General features: G+C 40.8%; 20 protein-coding genes and 2 pseudogenes. 20 read left to right on the forward strand and 2 right to left on the reverse strand.

Annotated features, from left to right (window positions below):
- Positions 1-13: 13 nt before the first annotated feature.
- Positions 14-1,549 carry an aldehyde dehydrogenase family protein gene (locus MLE14_RS08400; protein ID WP_243297914.1) on the forward strand — a complete coding sequence of 512 codons (1,536 nt, stop codon included), beginning with the start codon at positions 14-16 and terminating at the stop codon, positions 1,547-1,549.
- A gap of 34 nt (positions 1,550-1,583) precedes the next feature.
- Here the strand turns inward: MLE14_RS08400 and MLE14_RS08405 are convergent, their stop codons facing one another.
- The gene (locus MLE14_RS08405) at positions 1,584-2,789 is read right to left on the reverse strand and encodes a CdaR family transcriptional regulator (RefSeq protein WP_243297915.1); all 1,206 of its coding nucleotides are present in this window, start codon (positions 2,787-2,789) and stop codon (positions 1,584-1,586) included.
- Positions 2,790-2,980: 191 nt separating this feature from the next.
- On the opposite strand from MLE14_RS08405, the gene MLE14_RS08410 reads away from it, so the two are divergent.
- From MLE14_RS08410 to dacB, 19 genes and pseudogenes are all read left to right on the forward strand, one after another.
- Complete coding sequence (locus MLE14_RS08410; RefSeq protein WP_243297916.1) at positions 2,981-3,661, forward strand: aromatic ring-hydroxylating oxygenase subunit alpha; 681 nt, start codon at positions 2,981-2,983, stop codon at positions 3,659-3,661.
- 66 nt (positions 3,662-3,727) lie between these two features.
- A pseudogene (locus MLE14_RS08415) lies at positions 3,728-4,075 on the forward strand (SRPBCC family protein); the annotation flags it as partial.
- 90 nt (positions 4,076-4,165) lie between these two features.
- A complete protein-coding gene (locus MLE14_RS08420; protein ID WP_243297917.1) occupies positions 4,166-5,599 on the forward strand; it encodes an amino acid permease in 1,434 nt (477 codons plus the stop codon).
- A gap of 48 nt (positions 5,600-5,647) precedes the next feature.
- A complete protein-coding gene (locus tag MLE14_RS08425) occupies positions 5,648-6,991 on the forward strand; it encodes a flavin monoamine oxidase family protein (RefSeq protein WP_243297918.1) in 1,344 nt (447 codons plus the stop codon).
- A 113-nt stretch (positions 6,992-7,104) separates the two neighbouring features.
- Positions 7,105-7,806, forward strand: coding sequence for a CoA transferase subunit A (locus tag MLE14_RS08430; protein ID WP_243297919.1), 702 nt, complete (start codon positions 7,105-7,107; stop codon positions 7,804-7,806).
- Entirely contained in the window at positions 7,790-8,455 is a 666-nt protein-coding gene (locus tag MLE14_RS08435; RefSeq protein ID WP_279326796.1) for a 3-oxoacid CoA-transferase subunit B, read from the forward strand. Before MLE14_RS08430 ends, MLE14_RS08435 begins: the two co-directional genes overlap by 17 nt.
- Before the next feature lie 29 nt (positions 8,456-8,484).
- Entirely contained in the window at positions 8,485-9,636 is a 1,152-nt protein-coding gene (locus MLE14_RS08440; RefSeq protein WP_243297920.1) for an acyl-CoA dehydrogenase family protein, read from the forward strand.
- 18 nt (positions 9,637-9,654) lie between these two features.
- Positions 9,655-10,848 (forward strand): thiolase family protein, encoded by a 1,194-nt coding sequence (locus MLE14_RS08445; protein WP_243297921.1) that lies wholly within the window; start codon positions 9,655-9,657, stop codon positions 10,846-10,848.
- Positions 10,849-10,865: 17 nt separating this feature from the next.
- Positions 10,866-11,849, forward strand: coding sequence for a hydroxyacid dehydrogenase (locus MLE14_RS08450; RefSeq protein WP_243297922.1), 984 nt, complete (start codon positions 10,866-10,868; stop codon positions 11,847-11,849).
- A 14-nt stretch (positions 11,850-11,863) separates the two neighbouring features.
- A complete protein-coding gene (locus MLE14_RS08455) occupies positions 11,864-12,940 on the forward strand; it encodes a tartrate dehydrogenase (RefSeq protein ID WP_243297923.1) in 1,077 nt (358 codons plus the stop codon).
- 99 nt (positions 12,941-13,039) lie between these two features.
- Positions 13,040-13,126 (forward strand): annotated as a pseudogene (locus MLE14_RS22720) (VOC family protein); the annotation flags it as partial.
- Positions 13,127-13,322: 196 nt separating this feature from the next.
- Entirely contained in the window at positions 13,323-15,842 is a 2,520-nt protein-coding gene (locus MLE14_RS08460) for a helicase-related protein (protein WP_390628504.1), read from the forward strand.
- 439 nt (positions 15,843-16,281) lie between these two features.
- Positions 16,282-17,160: a branched-chain amino acid ABC transporter permease gene (locus tag MLE14_RS08465; RefSeq protein ID WP_243297924.1), complete on the forward strand. Its 879-nt coding sequence runs from the start codon at positions 16,282-16,284 to the stop codon at positions 17,158-17,160.
- Complete coding sequence (locus tag MLE14_RS08470) at positions 17,161-18,201, forward strand: branched-chain amino acid ABC transporter permease (RefSeq protein ID WP_243297925.1); 1,041 nt, start codon at positions 17,161-17,163, stop codon at positions 18,199-18,201.
- Positions 18,194-18,976 carry an ABC transporter ATP-binding protein gene (locus MLE14_RS08475; RefSeq protein WP_243297926.1) on the forward strand — a complete coding sequence of 261 codons (783 nt, stop codon included), beginning with the start codon at positions 18,194-18,196 and terminating at the stop codon, positions 18,974-18,976. The genes MLE14_RS08470 and MLE14_RS08475 overlap by 8 nt, the downstream gene beginning before the upstream one ends.
- Positions 18,977-18,981: 5 nt before the next feature.
- The gene (locus MLE14_RS08480; protein ID WP_243297960.1) at positions 18,982-19,707 is read left to right on the forward strand and encodes an ABC transporter ATP-binding protein; all 726 of its coding nucleotides are present in this window, start codon (positions 18,982-18,984) and stop codon (positions 19,705-19,707) included.
- 54 nt (positions 19,708-19,761) lie between these two features.
- Positions 19,762-20,931 carry an ABC transporter substrate-binding protein gene (locus MLE14_RS08485; protein WP_243297927.1) on the forward strand — a complete coding sequence of 390 codons (1,170 nt, stop codon included), beginning with the start codon at positions 19,762-19,764 and terminating at the stop codon, positions 20,929-20,931.
- A gap of 65 nt (positions 20,932-20,996) precedes the next feature.
- A complete protein-coding gene (gene paaI, locus MLE14_RS08490; protein ID WP_243297928.1) occupies positions 20,997-21,398 on the forward strand; it encodes a hydroxyphenylacetyl-CoA thioesterase PaaI in 402 nt (133 codons plus the stop codon).
- Positions 21,399-21,850: 452 nt separating this feature from the next.
- Positions 21,851-23,248, forward strand: coding sequence for a D-alanyl-D-alanine carboxypeptidase/D-alanyl-D-alanine endopeptidase (dacB, locus tag MLE14_RS08495; protein ID WP_243297929.1), 1,398 nt, complete (start codon positions 21,851-21,853; stop codon positions 23,246-23,248).
- Positions 23,249-23,465: 217 nt separating this feature from the next.
- Here the strand turns inward: dacB and katA are convergent, their stop codons facing one another.
- Entirely contained in the window at positions 23,466-24,917 is a 1,452-nt protein-coding gene (gene katA, locus MLE14_RS08500; RefSeq protein ID WP_243297930.1) for a catalase KatA, read from the reverse strand.
- Positions 24,918-25,168 lie beyond the last annotated feature (251 nt).

Below are 25,168 nucleotides of genomic sequence, written 5' to 3' on the forward strand. Positions count from 1 at the left end.
AGGAGAATGAAAGATGAGTAATCAAACAGGTACACAAACAGGTACCTTTGTCCAAAATCAGGGCTATCCGAAAAAATATTTGAACTATATTAATGGGGAATGGGTGCCATCGGTTTCCGGAAAATTTACTGTTAACATCAATCCTGCCAACGGTGAAGTACTTGGTGAAGTTCCTCAATCTACCAAAGAAGATGTCAATCTTGCTGTCGCAGCAGCGAAGGCAGCACAAAAGTCTTGGCGTCTTGTTCCTGCCCCGGAAAGAGCCGAAATTCTTTTTGAGGTAGGCAGATTATTAAAAGAAAGAAAGGAATATTTAGCTCAAATATTAACTACCGAAATGGGGAAAGTCATTGCGGAAGGCCGCGGTGAAGTGCAAGAAGCAATTGATATGGCTTACTACATGGCTGGAGAGGGCAGGCGACTTTTCGGTGATACCGTTCCTTCAGAGCTGAGGAATAAGTTTGCGATGAGTGTGCGGGTACCGGTTGGTGTTGCAGGACTCATCACACCTTGGAACTTCCCGATTGCTATTGCTTCATGGAAATCCCTCCCTGCTTTAGTGGCTGGAAATGCGGTAGTCTGGAAGCCTGCATCAGAAACCCCTTTTATGGCAGCTGAATTTGTCAAAATTTATGAAGAAGCTGGACTGCCAAAAGGACTGATCAATCTTGTGTTTGGAAGCGGCGGGGTAGTCGGGAATGCCATTGTAGATCACCCGGACGTTGACATTGTTTCTTTTACAGGCTCCAATGAGGTAGGGCGCAAAATTAATGAACGGGCTGGCGGGCTGCTCAAACGTACTTCACTCGAAATGGGAGGAAAAAATGCAGTAACGGTTATGGAAGATGCTGATCTTGATTTGGCAGTTGACGGCATTGTATGGAGTGCATTTGGAACTGCTGGTCAAAGATGTACTGCTTGCAGCCGGATTATCGTTCATCAAGCCGTAAAAGAAGAATTGGAACAAAAGCTGTTAGAAAGAATTGCAAAATTAAAAGTCGGAAATGGATTAGATGAGTCTGTTGATGTGGGACCTGTGATTAATCGGTCTGCCCTCGAAAAAATAGACGAATACGTAAAAATTGGTTTGAAAGAAGGAGCCAAGCTTCTTTGCGGAGGTGAAATTTTATCTCATGGAGAATTGGCGAAAGGTCATTACTATGCGCCAACCCTCTTTACTGACGTGAAGCCTTCTATGACGATTGCCCAAGAAGAAATATTTGGACCTGTCACTTCCATCATCCCAGTTAATAGCTTAGAGGAAGCTATCGAAGTAAATAACGGCGTAGAGTTTGGTCTATCGAGCTCGATTTTCTCCCGTGATGTGAATCGTGTCTTCCGGGCAATGCGAGATTTAGACACAGGAATCGTCTATGTAAATGCAGGCACAACTGGTGCTGAAATCCATCTCCCATTTGGAGGAACAAAAGGAACCGGAAATGGCCATCGCGATTCAGGCGTAGCCGCGCTTGACGTCTTTACTGAATGGAAATCAGTCTATGTTGATTACAGCGGAACGCTGCAAAGAGCACAGATTGATAATAAATAAAAGTGAGGGGATCTGCCCCCCTCACACCAATTCATCACTTTTTAGATTCTTCATAGCACTGAATGGCCGTATAGAGCAGCATACAATGTTCAAAATTACTGGTATCCAATGTAGTTAATTCATTAATTTTCTCAAGCCGGTAAATTAGGGTATTGCGATGGATAAACAAATGTCTCGAAGCTACACTCATATTCATATTGTATTTGCAAAAGGCTGTAAACGTATGAGCAAGGACCTCATAATTGTCTTGTTTAATCAACGGTTTGACGAGCTTTAATAATTTGTTTTTATACTCATTGGATAGTTCATTAGGCAGCAATCTAAATAAGGTTTCTAATTCATTATAAAAATAGACTGTATTCTTCTGTTCAGATTTAGAGAAAATCGCCAACGCTTTTTTTGCATTACTGTAGGATTCAGCCACACCTTTGATCCCTGAATTGATATCACCGACAGCCATAGATGCGGAAACATTATATTTCGTTTCTAAAAAAGTATTTAGCCTTTCCAGCTTTTCACTCAAGTTTTCTTTTAAAAGGGTAAAGGCATGTTCCGTTGATAGTGATTTAATTATAATAAACCTTTCTATATTTAAAGAAGAAATAATATCGTTTTTTGATTCGTGAAAGAGTAAATGAAGAAAATCCAAGACCTCTCTTTGAAAATGCTGGAGAGGGAAGCTGCTGGTTAACGGCTCCTGATTTGGATTGTCAGAAGAAATGTTTTGTGAAAGTGAATGGATGTCTACCAGTATACAAACTTTATTTGTTTCTAACTCATATTCAAGCATTTTTGCATATTGTTCAATATGGTCGACATCATCATTTTCTTTATAATGGATCATTTGATGAACAAATACTTCAATCATTTTTTCCTTGAGGTCAGTCATTTCTTTACGAAAAGCTTCCTGACACATCATCTCAACATGATTTTTCACAAGCTGGACATATTTTTCGACTTCACGGGGTTCACCGACAATCCCAAGCACACCAATTACATTATTATTGAATTTTAAAGGGACTGAAATACCAGGAAGAATTTTTTGTTCCACCTCGTTTTTGCAATCTACCATTCTATCATTTTTGATTACATCTAAGGATGGTTTGTGAAATAAACCGATTCTGCTTTTATCCGTAGAACCAATGATGTAGCCTTCATTGTCGGTAATACTGATTGCAAATTGTAATACTTCACTAGTCTTTTCAGCAATGTCCTGAGCGATATGTTCAAGAATCTTCATTACAACCTTCCTTTCTATTTAGATCGGTAAGACAGTTGCCACACGTAATTAAAGGATGTAAGAATCACTACCAATATTAACAGTTTTTAGTCAATTTGCACATATAGTTTTTAGAATATTATAAATTTACCGTTATCTTGTTGTTGCAGGACCAATAGTTTCTCCAATTTAACAAAAAGGAGGTTATGTAAATGTCACAACCAGAAATTAGAGTCAGCGAAATCTTAAGTGAAGCGTATACGTTACCAGCATGTCTTTATCGGGATCCAGAGGTGTTAGAAGTTGAAAAAAGAGAAATATTTGCTAAGACATGGCAGTATGTCGGACATACAAGTCAGTTTAAAAAGCCAGGTGACTACTTAACTGCTGATGTCGTTGACCGGCCGATTATTGTTATGTATGGTCACGATGGAGAAATTCGCGCTTTCTATAATGTATGCAGTCACCGGGCTGCCAAGCTCGTTGAAGGTGAGGGAAATAAGTCGATCCTTACTTGTCCTTATCATGCTTGGACTTATCGGTTGGATGGTTCTCTTCATCGCGCACCGAATATGAACGGAGCAGAAAATTTTAATCCCGATGATTTTTGTTTAAAGAAGGTAAAGCTGGAAATTTTCGAGTCGTTTATCTTTGTTAATTTGGATGAAAATGCCCAATCTATGAGGACTTTATTTCCTAACCTTTTCGAACACGTGAGGAAATATAATTTGGAAAATTTCAAAAGAGTTCGTGTAAAGGAAACGATATGCAGGTCTAATTGGAAGGTAGGAATTGATAATTATTTGGAATGCGACCACTGTTCAATCGTTCACAAATCATTGGTTTCCAAACTTGATATGAAACAATACGAAATGAAAATTTATGAAAACTAATCCTATCAGGGCACCCCTTTAAAAGGGGTTAGTGGAGACTTTAGTTTAGGCCAAGGAGGAAGATACTACTGGTTATATCCAAATACATGGTTTTCGTTCGATCCAGGACCTGCTAATTTATCGATTCATCAATCTATCCCGATTGACTACCATACAACCAAATATGTATATACCACATTCTTCATGACTGATCAGTTAACCAAAGAAGAGGAAGAGTTAATGGCAATTGATGAATTAGTACGAAAAGAGGATTTAGAAATTTGTGAGGTGGTTCAAAAGGGGATTGAATCAGGAGCGTATACACAAGGAAGATTTTCTCTTACAGAAAATTGCGTTCATCATTTTCAATTACGCATCCAAAAAGATCTTGCATCTATTTTTCCCAAGCTTCCTGTAGACTCTCCATCTATTTAAAACAAAGCAGTACAGCTTTAATTTTTATCACCTTTGTAAAAGCTTCCTGTTGGTTTAAAAATCATGATCTAGGAAGATGGGTGAAAAGTTATGAGTAATAGTCAGGGTAATCAAACACAATTGCAGCGGTCCATGAAGAGCAGGCACTTATTTATGCTTTCCTTAGGCGGTGTGATTGGAACCGGACTTTTTTTAGGTTCTGGTTATGCGATCGGTGAAGCAGGACCACTCGGTGCGATTTTAGCTTATCTTGTTGGCGGACTTCTTATGTATTTGGCAATGGTTTGTTTAGGGGAGTTGTCTGTGATTATGCCAGTTTCGGGATCTTTTCAGGCTCATGCAGCTAAATTTATTGGTCCCGCAACAGGTTTCGTCCTTGGTTGGGTCTATTGGTTAAGCTGGGCAATGTATGTTGGTCTTGAGTTTGTTGCGGCAGGGCTTCTCATGGAAAGGTGGTTTCCTGATGTCCCAGTATGGATATGGTGTGCGATATTTATCGTGCTTTTGTTCACGATTAACTCCTTAACAACGAGGAGCTTTGCTGAAACCGAATATTGGTTTGCGGGAATAAAGGTACTAGCCGTGATTCTTTTCATCGTCATTGGTTTAGCTGCCATCTTTGGATTATTAAATATGGAGTCACAGCCAGCGCCATACCTTTCCAATTTTATCGGGGATGGATTATTTCCTGCAGGCATGACTGGGGTCTTCATTTCAATGATGACCGTAATTTACGCATTTCAGGGATCCGAAATAATGGGAGTTGCTGCTGGTGAAACTGAAGAACCGCAAAAAAATATTCCAAAGGCAATTCGAAATATTGTAGTACGAGTTCTTTTGTTTTATGTTCTGGCCATTTTTGTATTATCAGCGATTGTTCCTTGGACAGAGGCAGGAGTTCTCGAAAGTCCATTTGTCACCGTATTTGATATGGTCGGTATTCCTTATGCTGCGGATATTATGAATTTTGTTATCTTAACAGCTATCCTATCAGTTGGTAATACAGGTCTATATGCTTGTACCCGGATTATGTATTCATTGTCTGAAAGTGGTATGGCTCCATCCTTATTTAAAAAATTAAACAAACGCGGTGTTCCCGCTTATGCATTATTAGTTACATTGGCTTTTGCTTTATTATCACTCCTTACAAGCATTGTTGCGGCTGATACGCTGTTTGTGGTTCTTCTTGCCGTAAGTGGAATCGGCGGAACACTGACTTGGATGGCCATTGCTTACGCACAATATCGTTTTCGCAGGCAATATATAAGAGATGGCGGCAAGGTGGAGGATCTAAAGTTTAGAGTTAGGCTTTTCCCGTTTGTTCCGATTCTTTGTATCGTAATGTGTCTGTTTATTTTTGTCTTTACTGCGTTTGATCCAACCCAAAGAACATCCCTTTATTGGGGATTTGGATTCGTAGCAGCCTGCTACTTGTATTATTATCTTTGGTTCACCAGAAGAAATGTTGAGCTTCCGATTAACTCAAATTCGAATGTCAATCTAGTTTCAGAAAAAGACAATTAATGTTTACCATTTTTCACCAATCAATTCTCAAAAAAAGGAGGGGGTCTTTTGAAAAGACGAAAAGAAAATGAATACGATGTTATCATAGTCGGCGGCGGATTTTCAGGATTAACGGCTGCACGTGAACTTCGTCTTCTTGGTCATAAAGTACTCGTTTTAGAAGCCCGCGATCGCCTTGGCGGCCGTACCTGGGTTGATCATCGCTTAAATTCGAACCTTGAAATGGGGGGTACCTACGTTCATTGGTACCAGCCCCATGTATGGACAGAAATTACACGTTACGGCTTAGAATTAGTTACCGCTCCAAAAGCAGAAAGAGTGTACTGGATTGCAAACGGGGTCGCAAAGAGCGCTCCAATTGATGAATATAAAAAGATGTTAAAGAAAACGGTTGACCGGATGATGAGCGTCAGTAATGACTATTTGCCTTTACCATATGAGCCTCTTTCATCAGAAAAAATCCGAGAGATGGATAGCATCACTGCTGAACAATTTATGAAGGATTTTGGCTTAACTCAAGAGGAGTTTGACATTTTACACGGCTGGGTCGCCTCAGACTTTTGCGGCTCACCGGCAGAAGGAGCAGCTACACAAATTTTCCGCTGGTGGGTGTTTTCACAAGGAAATTGGAATACACATAGCGCAATGATTTCGACATATCGATTAAAAGATGGTACTAAAGCTTTGATTGAAGCGATTGCAGCTGATGCAGATGCAGATATTAAACTTTCAACTGTTGTGAAAAGAGTCGTTCATGATCAAAATTCAGTGACAGTGACAGATCATAATGGTGCGGAATATCATTCTAAAGCGATCATCGTTACAGTTCCGCTTACTGTCCTACAAGATATTACCTTTGAACCTGCTCTTTCTTTGGAAAAACAAGCTGCTTCAAGGGAAGGGCAAACCTCAAAAGGAGTAAAAGTATGGGCAAGGGTAAAGGGTAAGCTAGAGCCATTTGATGCTCTTGCACCAGGTCAGTACCCGTTAAATTCTGTCCATTTAGACCGATATGTGGACGGAGACAGTATTATCGTTGGGTTCGGTCCTAATGTAGAATGGTTAAATCCGAATAACCGAGAAGGTGTCGAAAAAGCCCTTCGTTATTGGATACCAGATATTGAAGTTATTGAAAGCACCGGACACGATTGGGTTAATGACGAATTCTCGCGTGAAACTTGGCCAATGCTGAAGCCCAATCAGCTAACGCAATACTTTGAAGAATGGCATAAACCAGAGAATGCGGTGTTTTTGGCAGGTTCAACCTATGCAAAAGGCTGGGCCAGCTTTATTGACGGTGCGATCGAAACTGGATTAACGGTTAGCAGAAAGGTTCATCAGCATCTGACAGGGGAACGTACGTTCAAAAGACAATTACCTGCTAGTAATTAAAAATGGATTTTTGGTGAAGTGTCCTCATTTGGGGACACTTTTGTTGAAAAGGGTTAGATACGAACATTTTGCATAAATATCCTGCAATAGAATGAATAAAAGGAGTGGGAGAGATGGTCCGATCAAAAAAAGAGAAAACACCAGAAGAAGCAATTCATTTGCTTGAAGACAGTGACACGATATTAGTTGGCGGCTTTGGGTTATGCGGCACCCCATTTACTTTAATTGATTGTATAGCAAGACAAACTAAAGCTATGAATCTCACAGTCATTAGCAACAATTTAGGGGAAGCCGGAAAGGGATTAGGCAAGCTGCTGCAGTCTGGCCATTTAAAAAAGGCAATTGGATCCTACTTTACGTCGAACCGGGATGCTGTTAAAGCCTGGAAAAATGGAGAATTAGAAATCGAACTGATTCCCCAAGGCACGCTGGCAGAAGCGATTCGAGCCGGAGGTGCAGGAATTGCAGGTTTTTATATAAAAACAGGGGTCGGAACACAGTTAGCTGCCGGAAAAGAAGAGAAAGTATTTAATGGGGAACGTCATATTTTAATAGAGGCAATCAGAGGAAGAGTTGCCTTAATAAAAGCATGGAAGGCAGATGAGCTTGGAAACCTGATTTATTCAAAATCAGCACGTAATTTTAACCCGATGATGGCAACTGCAGCAGATCTAGTCATTGCTGAGGTAGATGAAATCGTGCCAGTTGGGGAGTTAGATCCAGAACGGATTGTAACCCCGCACAATTATGTAGATGTCCTTGTGAAAAGCAGATATGTGAAAAAAGAAGGTGTATATGTTGAAAAGGCAGAATGATGCAAGAGAGCGCATTGCAAGACGGATTGCAAAGGAACTGAAGAGCGGAATGGTAGTTAATCTTGGAGTTGGAATTCCTACTTTGATTCCTGATTTTCTCGAGCCTGATCAGGGAGTGTATTTACAATCCGAAAACGGAATGCTTGGAATGGGACCGACACCGCCGGAAGATGAGATTGACATGGATTGTATTAGTGCGAGCAAGCAGCCCGTTACTCTTGATTTAGGGGCTTCGATTTTTTCCAGTGCGGATTCTTTTGTCATGATTCGCGGCGGGCATATTGATGTAGCTGTCCTTGGAGCCTTACAGGTAAGCGAAAAAGGAGAGATTGCAAACTGGGCGGTTCCGGGAGAAGATATCCTTGGTGTTGGCGGTGCAATGGATTTAGTGCCTGGTGCCAAAAAAATCATTGTTGCTATCACCCACAATACAAAAGACGGCTCTCCTAAACTAGTAAAAGAATTAACCTATCCCATTAGCGGGATTCGTTCAGCTGAATTAATTGTCACGGAAAAAGGCGTATTTTCCGTTCAAAATGGAATGCTTGTACTCGAAGAAATAGCAGAGGATACGACGTTAGATGAAATAACGGCTACAACTGAGGCCAGCTTTACCGTTGCGAATCATCTCAAACTGATGGAAGTATAAAGGATTTGAAGAAAGGGAGTAGAGAAACAATGGATTTTCGATTTTCTGAAGAAATAGAATGGCTTCGAAAAACGGTTCGCGATTTTGTTCAAGAAGAAGTAGAAAAAGTCGCGATGGAAATAGAAGAAAACGATGAAATTCCAGAACGGATTGTTAATATGTCTAAAGATCTTGGCTTATTTGGCTTAGGGATTCCTGAGGAATACGGCGGACTCGGACTCGATATGGTCGGGAAATGTGCGATTTATGAAGAACTTGGGAAAACCCATAACGGCTTCACTACTTTAATAGGTGCACATACCGGCATTGGAACAGTAGGGATTGTCGAGCTTGGAACGGAGGAACAAAAGCGAAAATATCTGCCGAAGATGGCAAGCGGAGAGTGGATTGGCGCATTTGCATTGACAGAACCAAGCGCTGGTTCCAACGCTGCCAATCTTAAAACAAGGGCTGTCAAAAAAGGTGACCGATATATTATCAATGGTTCGAAGCACTATATAACAAATGCTGTGGTTGGAAACGTTTTTACTGTGATGGCGGTTACGGATCCTGAAAAAGGCGCAAAAGGGATTACCTCTTTTATTGTCGAAAAGGACTTTCCAGGCTTCAAGCTTGGTACAGTTGAAAGAAAAATGGGGCTGCGCGGGTCCCATTCGGCGGAATTGTTTTTTGAGGATTTAGAAGTGCCGGCAGAAAATGTTCTTGGCGAGGAAGGTAAAGGATATGTGAATGCCCTTAAAATACTGGCGAATGGCCGGGCTGGCTTAGCAGCGAGAAACCTGGGTTCTTGCGAAAAGTTACTTGAAATGAGTCTCGACTTTGCCATGAAGCGTGAACAGTTTGGTAAACCAATTTTTGAACAGCAAGCTGTGCAGCATATGCTGGCCGATATGGCAGCAGAAATTGAAGTGCTTCGTTCCATCACCTATCGGGTTGCTTGGATGAGTGATCAAAAGATGAGAGTGGTTAAAGAAGCTGCCATTGCTAAGCTTTATGGATCTGAGGTGTATAACCGGATCGCTGACCTGGCCGTTCAAATTCACGGAGGAATCGGCTATATGAAGGACTATCCGATTGAACGCTTCTATCGGGATGCGCGAATCACCAAAATTTACGAAGGTACGAGCCAAATCCAAAAGAATATAATTGCCAGTGAATTAAAGCGGGATTATCAATCTTAATAAAGTGAGGTGACCAAGGTGAGAAATGTAGTGATTGTGGATGGAGTACGGACCGCGATCGGGAAAATGGGAGGTACATTAAAAGATGTAGAGGTCGATATTCTCTCAGAAGCCGTTATGAGAGAAGTACTCAAGCGGACAGGAATCGATGGTAAAGAAATAGATCAGGTCGTTTGGGGGCATGCCAAGCAAAGCTCCGATCATCCAAACCTGGCCCGGCTTGCTGCCTTAAGAGCAGGATTGCCAGTTGAAATTCCGGGTTATACCGTTCATCGCCAATGTGCTTCTGGTCTTCAGGCTATCTTAAATGCAGCACAAGAAATCATGTGCGGATTGAGTGATATTGTGCTTGCAGGCGGGGCCGAGAGTATGAGTACAGCTCCATATTACCTGCGGAAAGCTAGATACGGATTTGGAGCTGGCAATGGTGAAATTTTGGATCCGAACACAGAAAGTCAACCGCGGGCACAGCCGATTGAGGTTTACGGAAATTTAACAATGGGATTAACAGCTGAGAATTTAGCTGAAAAGTATCAAATTAGCCGTACCGATCAAGACGAATTTGCGCAATTAAGCCAAGAACGTGCCGCAAGAGCCATATCTAATGGCACTTTTAAGCAGGAAATTGTCCCTTTGGAATTGAAAAGAAAAAAGGAAACAATCGTTTTTGATCAGGATGAACATCCAAGGCTAAGTTCCATAGAAAAACTTGGTCAATTAAAGCCTGTATTTAAAGAAGGCGGTTCAGTAACTGCCGGGAATTCGAGCGGGCGGAACGATGGAGCTGCTGCGGTGCTTGTGATGGCAGAGGAAGTAGCACAAAAAAGAGGGTTGAAACCGCGTCTTCGCTTGGTTGCACAAGGATCTGCCGGGGTTTCGCCAGAAATAATGGGGATTGGCCCCGTCCCCGCGACACTGAAGGCATTAAAACAAGCTGGACTTTCGATGGAAGATATTGAACTAGTCGAGCTGAATGAAGCTTTTTCTGCCCAGACACTTGCTGTCATGAAGGAATTAAATTTAGATGTTGAACGCGTCAATGTAAACGGAGGTGCAATTGCACTCGGACACCCAATCGGCGGGACTGGGGCGATTTTAATGACCAAGATCATGCACGAAATGGAACGGAGCGGAAAGCGATACGGCTTGGTCACTCTCTGCATTGGCGGGGGGCAAGGACTCTCTGCAATCGTTGAAAACTTGAGAGTTTAAGAGAAAGGAGTCTCTACATGAAGAAGCCAAAAGTTCTGCAGATCCTCTCCATGTACCACCAGGCTGGCGAAAAAATACTCTCTGAAGGAGCCGACGTTGTCCGCACAGATGAATTAGATGTACAAATTCTAAAAGACCTGGTAAGTGATGCCGATGGAATTGTCTTACGTGCTCCTGCAAGGGTAACGAGAGAAATAATTGATGCTGCCCCAAACTTAAAAGTCATATCAGGGGCAGGGGTCGGATTAGATAATATTGATGTAAAATATGCCACGGAAAAAGGAATTATGGTGCTGCATGCTCCTGCTGTAAACGATGTTTCTACAGCGGAGCATGCCATCCTTTTAATAATGGCACTTAGTAAATCTCTTATCCCGTTCCATTCTGAAATGAGCCAGGGAAACTATGGGATCAGGATGTTATGTCCTTCCTATGAGTTAAAAGGAAAACGGGCAGGGATTGTAGGATTTGGCAGTATAGCAAAGGAAGTAGCGAAACGATTAAAACTTGGGTTTGAAATGGACGTCATAGTATGGGTAAGGAGATACAATGAAACCAAACATCAACTTGCAAATGAATTGGGGCTAACCGTTACCACAAATTTAGATGAACTATTTCAGACATCTGATTTCATCAGCCTGCACATTCCACTTACCCCTGAAACAAAAGGAATCATTGATAACCATCATTTTCAAATGATGAAACCAACTGCCTACCTGATTAATACGGCAAGAGGCGCCATTATTAACCATGATGATTTATATGAAGTCCTGAAGAATAATAAGATTGCCGGCGCAGCTTTAGATGTCTTCGACCCAGAACCTCCACCGAAAAATTGGCCGCTGCTTTCACTGCCAAATGTCATTGTTACCCCCCATGTTGGAGGTACAACGGTTGAAAGCAATTATAAGATGGCCACAACCGTGGCAAAGAATGTCTTAAAAGCCTTGGCTGGTGAAAAACCCGATTTTATCGGGAATCCAGAAGTATTAGACCAATGAGGAGAGCTAAAACCATGAGAAACTATTCGATTGCATTAATTCCGGGAGATGGAATTGGTGTAGATGTTATTCGCGAAGGAAAAAAAGTAATCGATACGATTTGTGAATTGGACGGAGGCATCTCGATCCAATACCAAAAGTTTAACTGGAGCTGTGAATACTACTTAAAACATGGCACGATGATGCCGGAGGATGGTCTCGAGATTTTAAAAAATTTCGATTCGATTTACTTAGGAGCTGTTGGATATCCAGGGGTGCCTGATCATATATCTCTGTGGGGCTTACTGCTTCCAATAAGACGCCAGTTTCAGCAATATATTAATATTCGACCAGTGAAACTGCTTCGCGGTATCCAATCCCCGCTTTCCAACAGAGGACCAGAGGATTTAGATTTTGTTGTGATTCGGGAAAACAATGAAGGTGAATACTCTAGTATGGGCGGGCGGATGTATGAAGGAACGAATATGGACATGGCGATTCAAAACAGTGTCTTTACGAAATACGGAGTGGAAAGAGTGCTCCGTTATGCCTTTGAACTAGCCAATCGTCAAGGAAAGCGAAAACGCCTGACAGCGGCCACGAAGTCTAACGGAATCAACCATACGATGCCATTCTGGGACGAATATGTTCGAAAAATAAACAGGGAGTATCCCGATGTAACGACAGATATTGTTCATATTGATGCGTTAAGTGCCTTTTTTGTCTCGAAACCTGATACGTTTGACGTGGTTGTAGCTTCTAATCTGTTTGGTGATATTCTGACAGACCTTGGGGCTGCAATTGTTGGCGGTATGGGGATAGCGCCGTCTGCCAACATCAACCCAGAGAAGAAATTCCCATCGATGTTCGAGCCTGTTCATGGTTCAGCGCCTGATATTGCCGGCAAAGGAATTGCCAATCCAACAGCTGCAATCTGGTGCGCGAGCATGATGTTGGAACACCTTGGCGAAAATAAACTGGCGGCTGCCATTATGGCAGCTTTAGAGGATGTGTTAGCTGAGGGCGTGGCTGTTACTCCAGATTTAGGCGGCAAGGCAACAACTGAAGAGTTTGGCGATGAGGTTTGTAAGAAATTGAAAGAAAGATTTTGAATAGATTAGTAAAATTGAAGCAACGCATTTTGGTGTGTTGCTTTTATGTTTTATATTTGTTGAAATTAAATCTGCGGTGTTGGAATATTATGCTAGTCAGGAGTGGAACTCGTTACCGATATCCAGCACGGTCACTTTTTCGTTTTTAAAGATCCTGATGGAAATATGCTTATGGTATGTGAATAAATAAGGAAATCTCCTGCTACCATTTATATTTTTGTTTAATATTAAATGGTAGCAGGCAGCGCTTGTGTATCATCCCCATCATCTTTTCAAAACAAATTACACTTACATGTATTAAACTTAATATCTAGACAATCTAATACATGTTTTCCCCAGAATGTAAAATCCTACACTTATACAATTGTTCGGAGGTCCATATTTGAAAGGAGTTTATATGGAACAATTAGAAGCTCTATATCAGCGTGCGATTGAAAATACAAAGAAACTAGTAGATGCGGATATCGAACGCTATTTAGGAAGTCAGGAGGTTATGCCTTCTTTCGAACAATATATACGCGAGAGAAGTCCCTATATTACTCAGTTTTGGCTGAATGTGTGGCTCAATTTAACCAATAGTCATTTGTCCAAAGCAGAAAAAAAGTTTTATTTGAGTGAAGCCGGTTTCGAGGTTGATGGCATGGCCAAAAAGCTGATTAACGATTTGTTCCGAACTGAAATGAGAAGCTACCAAAGCTTTGACGTACTCGAATGGCTGGAAGCAGCCTATGCTCACAAAAAAGAGCTTTGGAAAGATCGATACGAAAAGACAAGAGCCGCTTACCTGATTGAAGAAGAAGAACGCAGGCGCAGGGACAGAATGAAAAAAATGAGAGGGAAATTAGAGAGGGAGATTCACAAGCTTTTACAACTAAACGAAGAAAAATTATACATATGGGTTCGTTATCATATTGCTGTTCAAATTGAGAAGGATGTAAACGGAACAGGCTATGTACCTTCATCAAAGTTCATTAATATAGAAACCTTCTTAGAAGAATTGTCTGAACCCCCTTATCAGACCTTTCATTGGAGTCAGAATGATTATTTCGAGAAATATGAACGGATTATATATGAACAGCTTTTCGATTTTGCGCCAAAATTGATTAAGAATGCACTTTCTCCTCAAATATTTAACCAGTTTCTTGAAATCTTCAATCAGACTTTAACTGAAAATCTTTTAAAAGAAATGCTCGAAGAAATCTTGTTTGATTTAGCCATTGATTTTTTTGAATATCTTTTAGAAGAATATTATTCCGATTTGGTTAAATTAGCAGAAATACCTTTCGATGAAACGATCCATTTAGCTAGATATGAACAAGATGTAGCAAGCCGCGAACGAAAAATTGAGGAAGAAAGAGCTGAAATTAGGCGGAAACAGGAAGAAGAAGCGCGCATGATTGAGGATATTTTCGGCAGGGAGTATCATACATCCACGATCCGAAATATCCAGTATGTTCTTCATATTGGCGAAACGAACACGGGTAAGACATTTCATGCGTTAGAGAAAATGAAAGCAGCTGAAAGCGGACTTTATCTTGCTCCGCTCCGCCTGTTAGCATTAGAGGTTTACGATAAATTGAATTCTGAGGCTACCCCCTGTTCTTTAAAAACGGGGGAAGAGGAAAAAATCATAACCGGAGCTAATCATATTTCTTGTACGGTAGAAATGTTTCATGAGAAGGATTATTACGATGTTGTCGTTATTGATGAAGCGCAAATGATCGCAGATAAGGACCGTGGTTTCTCCTGGTACAAGGCGATTACAAAAGCCAATGCAAGGGAAGTCCATATTATCGGGAGCCGAAATGTAAAGGAGCTGCTTTTGTCATTATTAGAAGATGCACCTGTAGAAATCAATGAATACTCCAGGGATATTCCGCTTGAAATCGAATCTAACACGTTTACCCTTAAACATTCAAAGAAAGGAGACGCACTTGTTTGCTTCTCCAGAAGACGAGTTTTGGAAACTGCCGCGATTCTTCAGTCATATGGACATTCGGCCAGTATGATTTATGGAAGTATGCCGCCAGAAACGCGCAAGAAACAAATTGAACGATTTATAAATGGTGATACTCGGGTGATTGTGGCGACGGATGCGATTGGAATGGGTTTAAACCTTCCGATTCGGCGGATTGTGTTTTTGGAAAATGAAAAGTTTGACGGGACAAGGAGAAGGCGGTTAACTTCCCAAGAAGTGAAACAAATCGCTGGCCGTGCGGGCAGAAAAGGAATTTATAACATTGGGAAAGTGGCATTTACAAGCGATATTAAACACATGTCTAAATTGCTGCAGCAGCCTGATGAACCACTTGAAGTGTTTACAATTGCACCGACTAATTCTGTATTTGAACGTTTTCAAAAATACTCCCGTGATCTTGACAAGTTTTTTGAACTGTGGGATAAATTTGAGGGACCTAAAGGTACCAAAAAAGCTTCCCTTGCCGAAGAAAGGGAGCTTTATGAAATGATTCGCGGTACCATGATCGAAGCCCGTTTTTCGCTAATGGACCTTTACGGATTTCTCCATCTTCCATTTTCAAGCAAGGAACCAGAACTAAAAGAACAGTGGAAAGAGAAGATTAAAGCGATTGTTGAAAAACGTGAATTACCAGAACCGAACATTTCAAAAGACAGTTTAGAGGAACTAGAACTTTCCTATAAATCAATCGGTCTCCACCTTTTATTTCTATATAAGCTGGATAAGAAAACTGAAGCTTTGTATTGGGAAAGGGTACGTGAGGAAATCAGTGATGCGATTCACGAAGTACTTAAATCTGATATGAAACATTTACAGAAAAAATGTAAGAAATGCGGAAAAATCTTACCGAAATCTTTTCGTTACCAAATCTGCAATGAATGTCACCAGGAGCGATATTACAATAAAAGATATTACATCCGGTAGGGAACTTCAATAAAAACAGTGGAGAACATTTGTTTTCCACTGTTTTTAAATTGCATCATAACCCCTATATCTGATAAATATGAAAAATATTAATTTTCAAAATATAGATTGACAGAGTGGGTGGGCCTAGGGTATCTTTTGTATAAAATAGTATGATGAAAAAATATCCAAACACATTAACATCGTCATAGTTTTTTTTCTGCAGATAGTTTCCAATTAGTTATTTTTTTAAAAATAAATGAAAGCGCTTTACCTTGTTATTTAGCTATTTCAGTTGGGATAAATGGATTTCATTAGGAGTAGAGAAGGATCAAATCTTCTGAATTCCAGCAAATTACAATGATAGGAAATTTATACATGGGATTTCTATAAAACAATTTATTAGTTATTCGTTTATTTTACGTTATATTAGAATTTACATAAACAAAGAGGTGGAAATATGGGGGATATGCTACAGTTTTTGGTTTCAGGATTAACCATAGGAAGTATTTACGCCATTGTAGCGCTTGGGTTTGTAACAATTTATAGCGTTACAAAAGTAATTAATCTGGCACAAGGTGAATTCGTCATGCTGGGTGGGATGACTATGTTTTCTCTTACCACAGCTGGAATTCCGTACTTCCTATCATTTCTTCTAACGATTCTGATAGTAGTCGTAATTGGATGGTTACTAGAAAGAACGATTATTCGACGCGCAAGAACCTCAGATCCGATTAGTTTAATCATTTTAACTATTGGACTTGCGATTTTTATAAAGGGAATTGCCAGTATGATTTGGGGGAAGGACTCTGTGAAAGTGGAGCCATTTACGTCTGAAGTGCCGCTTCAGATATTCGGCGCAACCATTACACCTCAGAGTATCTGGGTGATGGTCTTTATGGTGGTCATTGTTATTGTTCTATATGTGCTGATGGAAAAAACAATGCTTGGTAAAGCTTTTCGCGCGAGTTCTGTGAACCCTTTAGCAGCCCGTTTAATGGGGGTTAGTCCTCATAAAATGTCATCGTTATCTTTTGTTCTAAGTGCTGCACTTGGAGCTCTTGCAGGTCTTGTGATTAGTCCGATTTTATTCCCAGCATACGACATGGGCTTAATGCTTTCCATTAAAGGATTTTCAGCGAGTATTTTAGGTGGATTAGGCAGTGCGCCTGGAGCAGTGATTGGCGGACTTCTGTTAGGTGTGATTGAATCGTTAGGAGCTGGTTATATCAGTTCAGGTTTGAAGGATGCGATTGCTTTTGGAGTCGTCCTGATGCTTCTGCTGGTTAGACCTTATGGCTTATTAGGCGAAAAGAACGTCGGGAAGGGAGGGCTCTAATTGAATCAGACAGGTGTTCAAAAAGTAAGCTGGAAGGGAGTAGGCGTTTTCAGCTTATTTATCCTAATGCTTCCTTTTATGTTTTCGTCATCTTTCTTTATTACGAATGCAACATTTGCAGGGATATATACGATTGTAACAGTCGGGCTTGGATTGCTGATGGGGTTTGCTGGCCAGATTTCAATTGGTCAGGCAGCCTTCTACGGAGTCGGAGCCTATACTTCAGCCGTTTTGACTACTACTTACGGATGGAGTCCCTGGATTTCTTTAATCCTTTCCTTGGCTTTGCCGGCTTTGATCGCTTACATACTTGGTCATACTATGGCGAGACTTCATGGTTATTATTTGGCAATGGCTACTCTTGCATTTGGAATCATTATTCATGTGCTGTTAGTAGAATGGAAGACTGTTACAAAAGGGGCATCCGGTTTTTATGGAATTCCTAAACTCGAACTGTTCGGATTTACCTTTAGGCAAGGCTTATCTTATTACTTTCTGGTATGGGTATTTGCCTTAATTGTGATCATACTTGCACTAAATATTATTCATTCTCGGATTGGCCGGGCGCTCCGTTCGATTCATGACAGTGAGATTGCCGCAAGCAGCATGGGCGTCGATACTGGTAAATACAAGATGCAGATTTTTATCCTTAGTGCTTCATTCGCCGGTTTAGCCGGATGGCTTTTCGCCCATATGTCCTACAGTATTGCCCCTAGCTCATTCAGCTTAGATCATTCTGTTTTATTCCTGGTAATGGTGGTGTTAGGGGGTTCGACAAGCATATGGGGTCCAGTTTTTGGTGCATTTCTCATTACTGCCATCAATTTGATTGTTCATACGCTAGGGAGTCATTTTACTTTTATCACAAGTGACTTTGAGCAGGTTTTATATGGACTTATTTTGGTAGCAGTGGTCATGTTCATGCCTAAAGGTTTTTTCCCGACCGTTGCACCTAAATTAAAAGGTGCTTTTCAGAAAAACAGAAGGAAAGCTCACAAGTTTGAGGCAGTTGAAACAGAAAAGGGGGACCAGCATGGCTAACCTTTTAGACGTAAAAAATGTGACAAAACGCTTTGGCGGAGTCGTCGCGAATAATGATGTCAGCTTTTCCATTGAAACAGGCCAAATAACTGGCTTAATTGGACCAAATGGAGCAGGAAAAAGTACGATGTTTAACATGATTTCGAACGTTTTTCAGCCAACTGTAGGTGAAATCTGGTTTGAAGGAAAAAGAACCGACTTACTTCCAACTTTTAAAATGGCACGATTAGGTATATCCAGAACTTTTCAAAACATTCAAGTCTTTAAAAACATGTCCGTTCTGGAAAACGTGATGATTGGATTACATAGCCGAACTTCTGTCGGGATGATTGCCGCTGCCTTTAGGATGCCGAAAACAAAAAAAGAGGAAAGTTTTATGTATGAAAAAGCAATTGAGTATCTTTCATTTGTTGGCTTGCATGAAATGGCTGATACAGTAGCAGGCAGTCTTCCGCTAGGAAAACTAAGGTTGCTAGAATTAGCGAGGGCACTGGCAACGGAGCCTAAACTTCTTCTTCTTGATGAAATAGCGGCAGGTTTGAACCATCAGGAGACAGCAGAAATGGGAAAACTGATTCAATCCATTCGGAATCACAATATAACCATTCTCGTCGTGGAGCATGATATGGACTTAGTCATGAGTATTTGTGATAAAGTCATTGTCCTTGATCAGGGTGAAAAAATTGCAGAGGGTACACCTAAAGAGGTTCAGAACAATGAGCGCGTCATCGAGGCCTACCTCGGAACGAGCGACGAAGAGGAGGTATCGGTTTGAAGCCAATGTTAGACGTTAAAAACCTTTCCTTTAATTATGGGCCAATCCAGGCGTTAAAAGATGTCTCCTTTCAGGTAAACAAAGGGGAAATCGTCACGATGCTAGGAGCTAACGGAGCTGGAAAGACCACTTTGCTTAAAACAATATCTGGTCTGCAAAAGCCTACACAAGGACTAATCTTTTATAACAATGAAGACATAACAGCCTTACCTCCAGAAAAAATCGTGCAAAAACGGTTAATTCATGTCCCTGAACATAGACAGGTATTTAGTACATTAACGGTGACTGATAATCTATTTTTAGGAGCCTTTCATCATTATAAAAAGTCAGGTAAGAAAGAGATATATAATTCGGTTGAAAAAGTGTTTGAGCTGTTCCCTATTTTAAAAGAACGAAAGGACCAGCTGGCTGGGACTTTATCCGGAGGGCAGCAGCAGATGCTAGCAATTGCCCGTGCTTTAATGGCGAAACCTGAATTACTTTTATTAGATGAGCCATCACTAGGATTAGCACCCTTGATTGTTAAAGAGGTTTTACTATACGTTAAAAATTTGCGCGACGAGTTCGGAGTTACCGTGTTATTAGTCGAACAAAATGTAAACGCTTCATTAAAGATTGCCGACCGTGGCTACGTGATGTCGCAAGGCTCGATTGTAAAAGAAGGAACATCTGCCGAATTGCTTGATGATGTCGAGGTTCGGGAAGCCTTCTTAGGTCAAACCGTGAATTAACCGCGGGAAACCGCGTTTAAGAAATAAGCTTTTAGAACAAAGGGGGAAAGTTCCATGAAAAAGTTTTCGATGCTGTTGATTGCCGTAGTGATTTCATTTATTTTAGCAGCCTGTTCTGACTCTGAAACTGGAGGAGATGGTAAACCAGAGGTATACAAAATTGGTGCGATTTATTCGAATACAGGTCCTGCCAGTCCGCTTGGTACGCCTGAATGGAATACCACTGAACTGTTAGTCAAACAAATTAATGACAATGGCGGAATTAATGGAGTCCCGATAGAAGTTATTTTAGCGGACGATGAGTCTACTCCAGAAAAGGCAATCGAGGAAATGAACCGATTAATTAATGATGAAAATGTAATAGCTGTATTAGGAACTACGACTACTGGCCCTTCCTTAGCAATGAAGGGGATTGCAATGGATAATGAAGTACCTGTTATTTCAGCTGGTGCCAGTATCGATATTGTTACTCCAGTTGAAGAATCCACATGGGTATTTAAAACACCACAATCAGATGCACTTGCTGTAGAGCGTGTTTATATGTATCTCCAAGAATCTGGTATGACGAAGATTGGAATTTTAGCTGATTCTAACGCTTACGGGGAAAGTGGAGTCAAATTAATGGAAGAACTAAAAGATGAGTATGATATTGAAATTGTCGCAAAAGAATCCTATAACACAGAAGATGCCGATATGAAGACACAATTAACAAAGATTAACAGCTCGGATGCTCAAGCTGTAGTCGTTTGGGGAACAAACCCAGGTCCTGCGATTGCGGCTAAGAATATGAAAGAGTTGGGAATGGATCTTCCATATATCGGTAGTCACGGAATTGCCAATCAATCATTCCTTGAGTTAGCGGGCGACGCTGCGGAAGGAGTAGTTATTCCGACAGGAAAGCTTTTGTTCCCTAAGCAAATTCCTGAAAGCGACCCGCAATACGAAGTGATTAATAAGTTTTATGATGACTATGTGGCTGAATTTGACAGTGAACCGACTAATTTTGGTTCTTATGGGTATGACAATTTAATGATATTAGTGGAAGCGCTAAAAAATGGTGCAACCGATCGTGAGTCAATCCGCGATTATCTTGAAAATAACATTAAAGATTTTGTTGGTGCAACTGGAGTCTTTAATTTTAGTCCAGATGACCACAATGGGTTAACTGCTGATAGCTTGGTCTTAGCTGAAGTAAAGGATGGTAAATGGGTTTACAAAGAATAGAATAGCAGGAAAAATGCATTCATCTGGTTGGGTGAGTGCATTTTTCTCGCAAAGGAGGAGATTCTGTGAGAGACACCATCATTGAAAAAGTAACGGCTGATCCATATGCCAAATTTTTAGGAATTGAAATTCAAAAAGTAGAAGAAGGCTATGCCGAAGTATCCATGACCATTAGAGGTCATATGCTTAACTTTCATGGAGCTGCAAACGGGGGTATCATTTTCTCGCTAGCGGATGTCGCTTTTGCGATTGCCAGTAATTCATATGGGACGACTGCTGTTGGTATTCATGTAAGTATGAATTTTATGAAGGCAGGGATGCCAGGTGACCATTTAAAGGCAACGGCGACAGAGGTTTCGAAAAACCCGAAGCTAGGACTCTACCGTTTAATTGTCACAAATGAAGCAGGCGATATCATAGCTGCTGCAGATGGAATGGTTTATAGGAAAAAAGAACAGTTTGGATAATTGAAGTTTTGTTTGCCACGGAATCTTTTAATTAGATTTACCGTGGTTATTTTTTTGCGGTTTTCGCAAAGATTGTTCCTACCTGAATTTATTTATTAAACTTTAGTGGTATGGAGCGGAAGACACTTGACTCCAGCGGGAATAAGAGTTGTGGCCAGAGACCCCGCAAACAGGGACGAGGAGGCTGGGCTTCCTTTCCGGGGAATCTGAGCGAAATGGAATGTACATGTTTGATTTCATTAAAAACCAACAAAGTATGAGAAAACAGACTTTCTTACATGTAAAAGCTAATTATGGTCAATCTAAATATGTGATTATGAAACTACATATTAAAAAATTGATAGAAAAATCAGACAGAAAGGTGGTAAAGTAAAATAAATAACAGAGTAATTTGGAGTCTTCTTATCATCCTTGTTATTTGTCCCAGTTTCGAGCAAGAAGACGCAAAAACAATGGCAAAGGATGAAGGAGATATGGTCATTCAGCAATTAGAACAATATTTACAAAACGAACCAAAGTTAAGAGGAGCGATTGCAGGAGTCAGTATTCGATCTAGGGAAACAGGAGAAATTTTATATGAACACCTAAGTGATATCCGTTTAAGACCTGCTTCTAACCTAAAGTTGTTTACGGCTGCAGCCGCACTTTCAATTCTTGGTGAAGATTATACTTTCGAAACAGATGTTTTGACTGATGGTGACTTGGAGGGGGAGGCACTAAAAGGGAATCTCTATTTGAGAGGAAAAGGGGATCCGACCCTTTTGCCGGAAGATCTCGATATGTTTGCTAAGACACTGAGGGAACAAGGAATTCGAAAAATACATGGCGATTTAATCGGGGATGATACTTGGTACGATCATATCCGCTATTCGGTTGATTTAACCTGGACAGACGAAACGTTCTATTATGGTGCACAAGTATCAGCCTTGACTGTATCTCCCTCTGAAGTTTATGATACCGGTACTGTATTGGTTACGATAAAACCCGGTAAAATCGGGGAACAGCCGACTCTAAGTCTGTATCCAGACACGGATTACGTCAAGATTGTTAACCAGGCGGTAACAGTCGCCGCTGGCTCTGATGCAGAAACTGATATTGAACCCGAAAGACAACATGGCGGGAATACGATCTACATAAAAGGAACGATTCCGAATAATGTATCAGAGGAAAAAATCTGGGTCGCGGTTTGGGAGCCTACTGATTATGCGCTAGCTTTATTTAAACAGTCATTAGAAAAACACGGTATTGTTCTGGAGGGGGGCGTGAAAGCTGGAAAGACTCCTGAACGCGCAAGAGTATTAACTAATCACACCTCGATTCCTTTAAAACAGCTGCTAGTACCCTTTATGAAGCTTAGCAATAATGGACATGGTGAGCTGTTGGTTAAAGAAATGGGGAAGGTTATTTACGGTGAAGGAAGTTGGGCAAAGGGATTGCAGGTACTTGTGGAAGAATTAAAAAAGTTGGGTGTTGATATAAGTACGCTCGTACTGCGAGACGGTTCCGGAATCTCACACGTGAACCTAATTCCAGCTCATGAAGTTTCACAGTTACTCTTTTCGGTTCAATCACAGTCATGGTTTCCTGCTTTCCTGGAATCACTGCCGATTGGAGGAGAGAAGGAGAGAATGGTAGGGGGGACGTTAAGAGAGCGGATGGATGGTCCAGAGCTGCAAGGCAGAATTAGAGCCAAAACGGGAACGATTGAAACCGTTAGCTCCTTGTCCGGATATTTGGATACGAAAAGCGGGCAACCGTTAATCTTCTCGATTATTCTTAATAACTTGTTGGATTCAGATTGGGGTAAGATGGTGGAGGATGAGATTGTTAAGATTTTGGCTGAGTGGTGATGAGGGAAAACTAGGTTTTTAAACGATCGTGTGCCGATGTGAATGTGTTTTCGCGCGGTGATTGACATTTTCGCGTGCTAGAGCCAAGCTTTTCTCGCAATTATTTAGAATTTCCCGCGTTAAATCAAGAAACAATAAATTTAATTCATAAGCTGTTTATAAATGAAAAGAGGTATCCTCGTAAAAGGGATACCTCTTTTAATCATTTATCAATCTATTAAACTTCTTGTGGTACAGCTAGGCCTAAGCCTTCTGCTACTCTTGTTCCATATTCTGGATCTGCTTTGTAGAAGTGAGCAATTTGACGAAGTTTGATTTCTTCTTTTGCTACAGGTTTCATAGCATTCACGATTGTATTGACGAGACGAGTACGCTCATCTTCAGACATTAATCGATATAGATCTCCGGCTTGTGTATAGTGATCGTCGTGACTATAGGCTACACTTTCAGCTACACCAGATACTGGGTACGCTGTAATTTTAGCTTCTGGAGTTTCAGTTGGACCGCCAAAGCTATTTGGCTCGTAATATACGGAACCCCCGCCATTACCATCAAAACGCATATTTCCATCACGGAAGTAGTTGCTAGCTTCAACGCGTGGACGGTTAACTGGTAATAGGTTATGGTTCGCACCTACACGATAGCGATGAGCATCAGAGTAGGCGAAAAGACGGCCTTGCAGCATTTTATCAGGAGATGGTTCCACACCTGGTACCATTTGTCCAGGAGAGAATGTTGCCTGTTCAACCTCTGCAAAATAGTTTTCTGGGTTGCGGTCAAGCACCATCCGGCCAACCTCGATTAGAGGATAATCTTTATGAGACCAAACTTTTGTTACATCGAATGGATCCCATTTATAAGTATTAGCATCCTCTAATGGCATGATTTGTACATATAGCTTCCAAGCAGGGAAGTCGCCATTTTCGATTGCATTATAAAGATCTTCTATGTGATAATCAGGGTTTTCACCAGCTAATTTATCAGCTAACTCTTGAGTAATGTTTTTAACGCCTTGTTCTGTTTTAAAGTGATATTTCACCCAAACAGCTTCGCCTTCAGCGTTTACCCATTTGAAGGTGTGGCTTCCATACCCATTCATATGACGCCATGTCGCAGGTAGTCCGCGATCACCCATCAGGTATGTAACCTGGTGTAAAGATTCAGGTGATAAAGACCAGAAATCCCATACAGCAGTTGGGTTTTTTAAGTGAGTTTTAGGATCTCTTTTTTGAGTGTGAATAAAATCAGGGAACTTAATCGCATCACGAATAAAGAAGATCGGTGTATTGTTACCAACTAAATCGTAGTTTCCTTCTTCTGTATAGAATTTTACAGCGAAACCGCGCGGATCACGTACAGTATCAGCAGAACCAAGTTCGCCTGCTACTGTTGAGAAACGGATAAATAGCGGCGTGCGTTTTCCAACACCATTGAATACTTGCGCCTTTGTATATTTGGACATGTCGTTCGTTACTTCAAAGTAGCCGTATGCACCTCCGCCTTTTGCGTGAACAACACGCTCAGGAACGCGCTCTCTGTTAAAATGAGCAAGTTTTTCTAGAAGGTAAACATCCTGAATAAGTGTAGGACCGCGCTGACCTGCCGTAATTGAATTTTGGTTGTCACCGACAGGAGCACCCCAACTAGTAGTTAGCTTTTTGCTACTCATTCATTATCACCTCTTATTAATAGTTTCACTATAAATGATAACATTTATCATTCGAAAATCAATACTTTTTTAAAATTATTATTGATTAGTAGTAAATATTTAGTGAGAATATTGATTTAGAACATGGTATTTGTTCAGAATTAAGAAGCAAAAGAATAGTGATTTTTCATGGAGATTGATACACTATTACTAGCACTTTTACATCCTATTATTTAAATGCATGAATCTGTTATAATGAATAATTACTTGGA

Origin of the sequence: Bacillus litorisediminis (genome assembly GCF_022808645.1) — a bacterium.
In the GTDB taxonomy this organism is placed as follows: domain Bacteria; phylum Bacillota; class Bacilli; order Bacillales; family JC228; genus Bacillus_BF; species Bacillus_BF litorisediminis.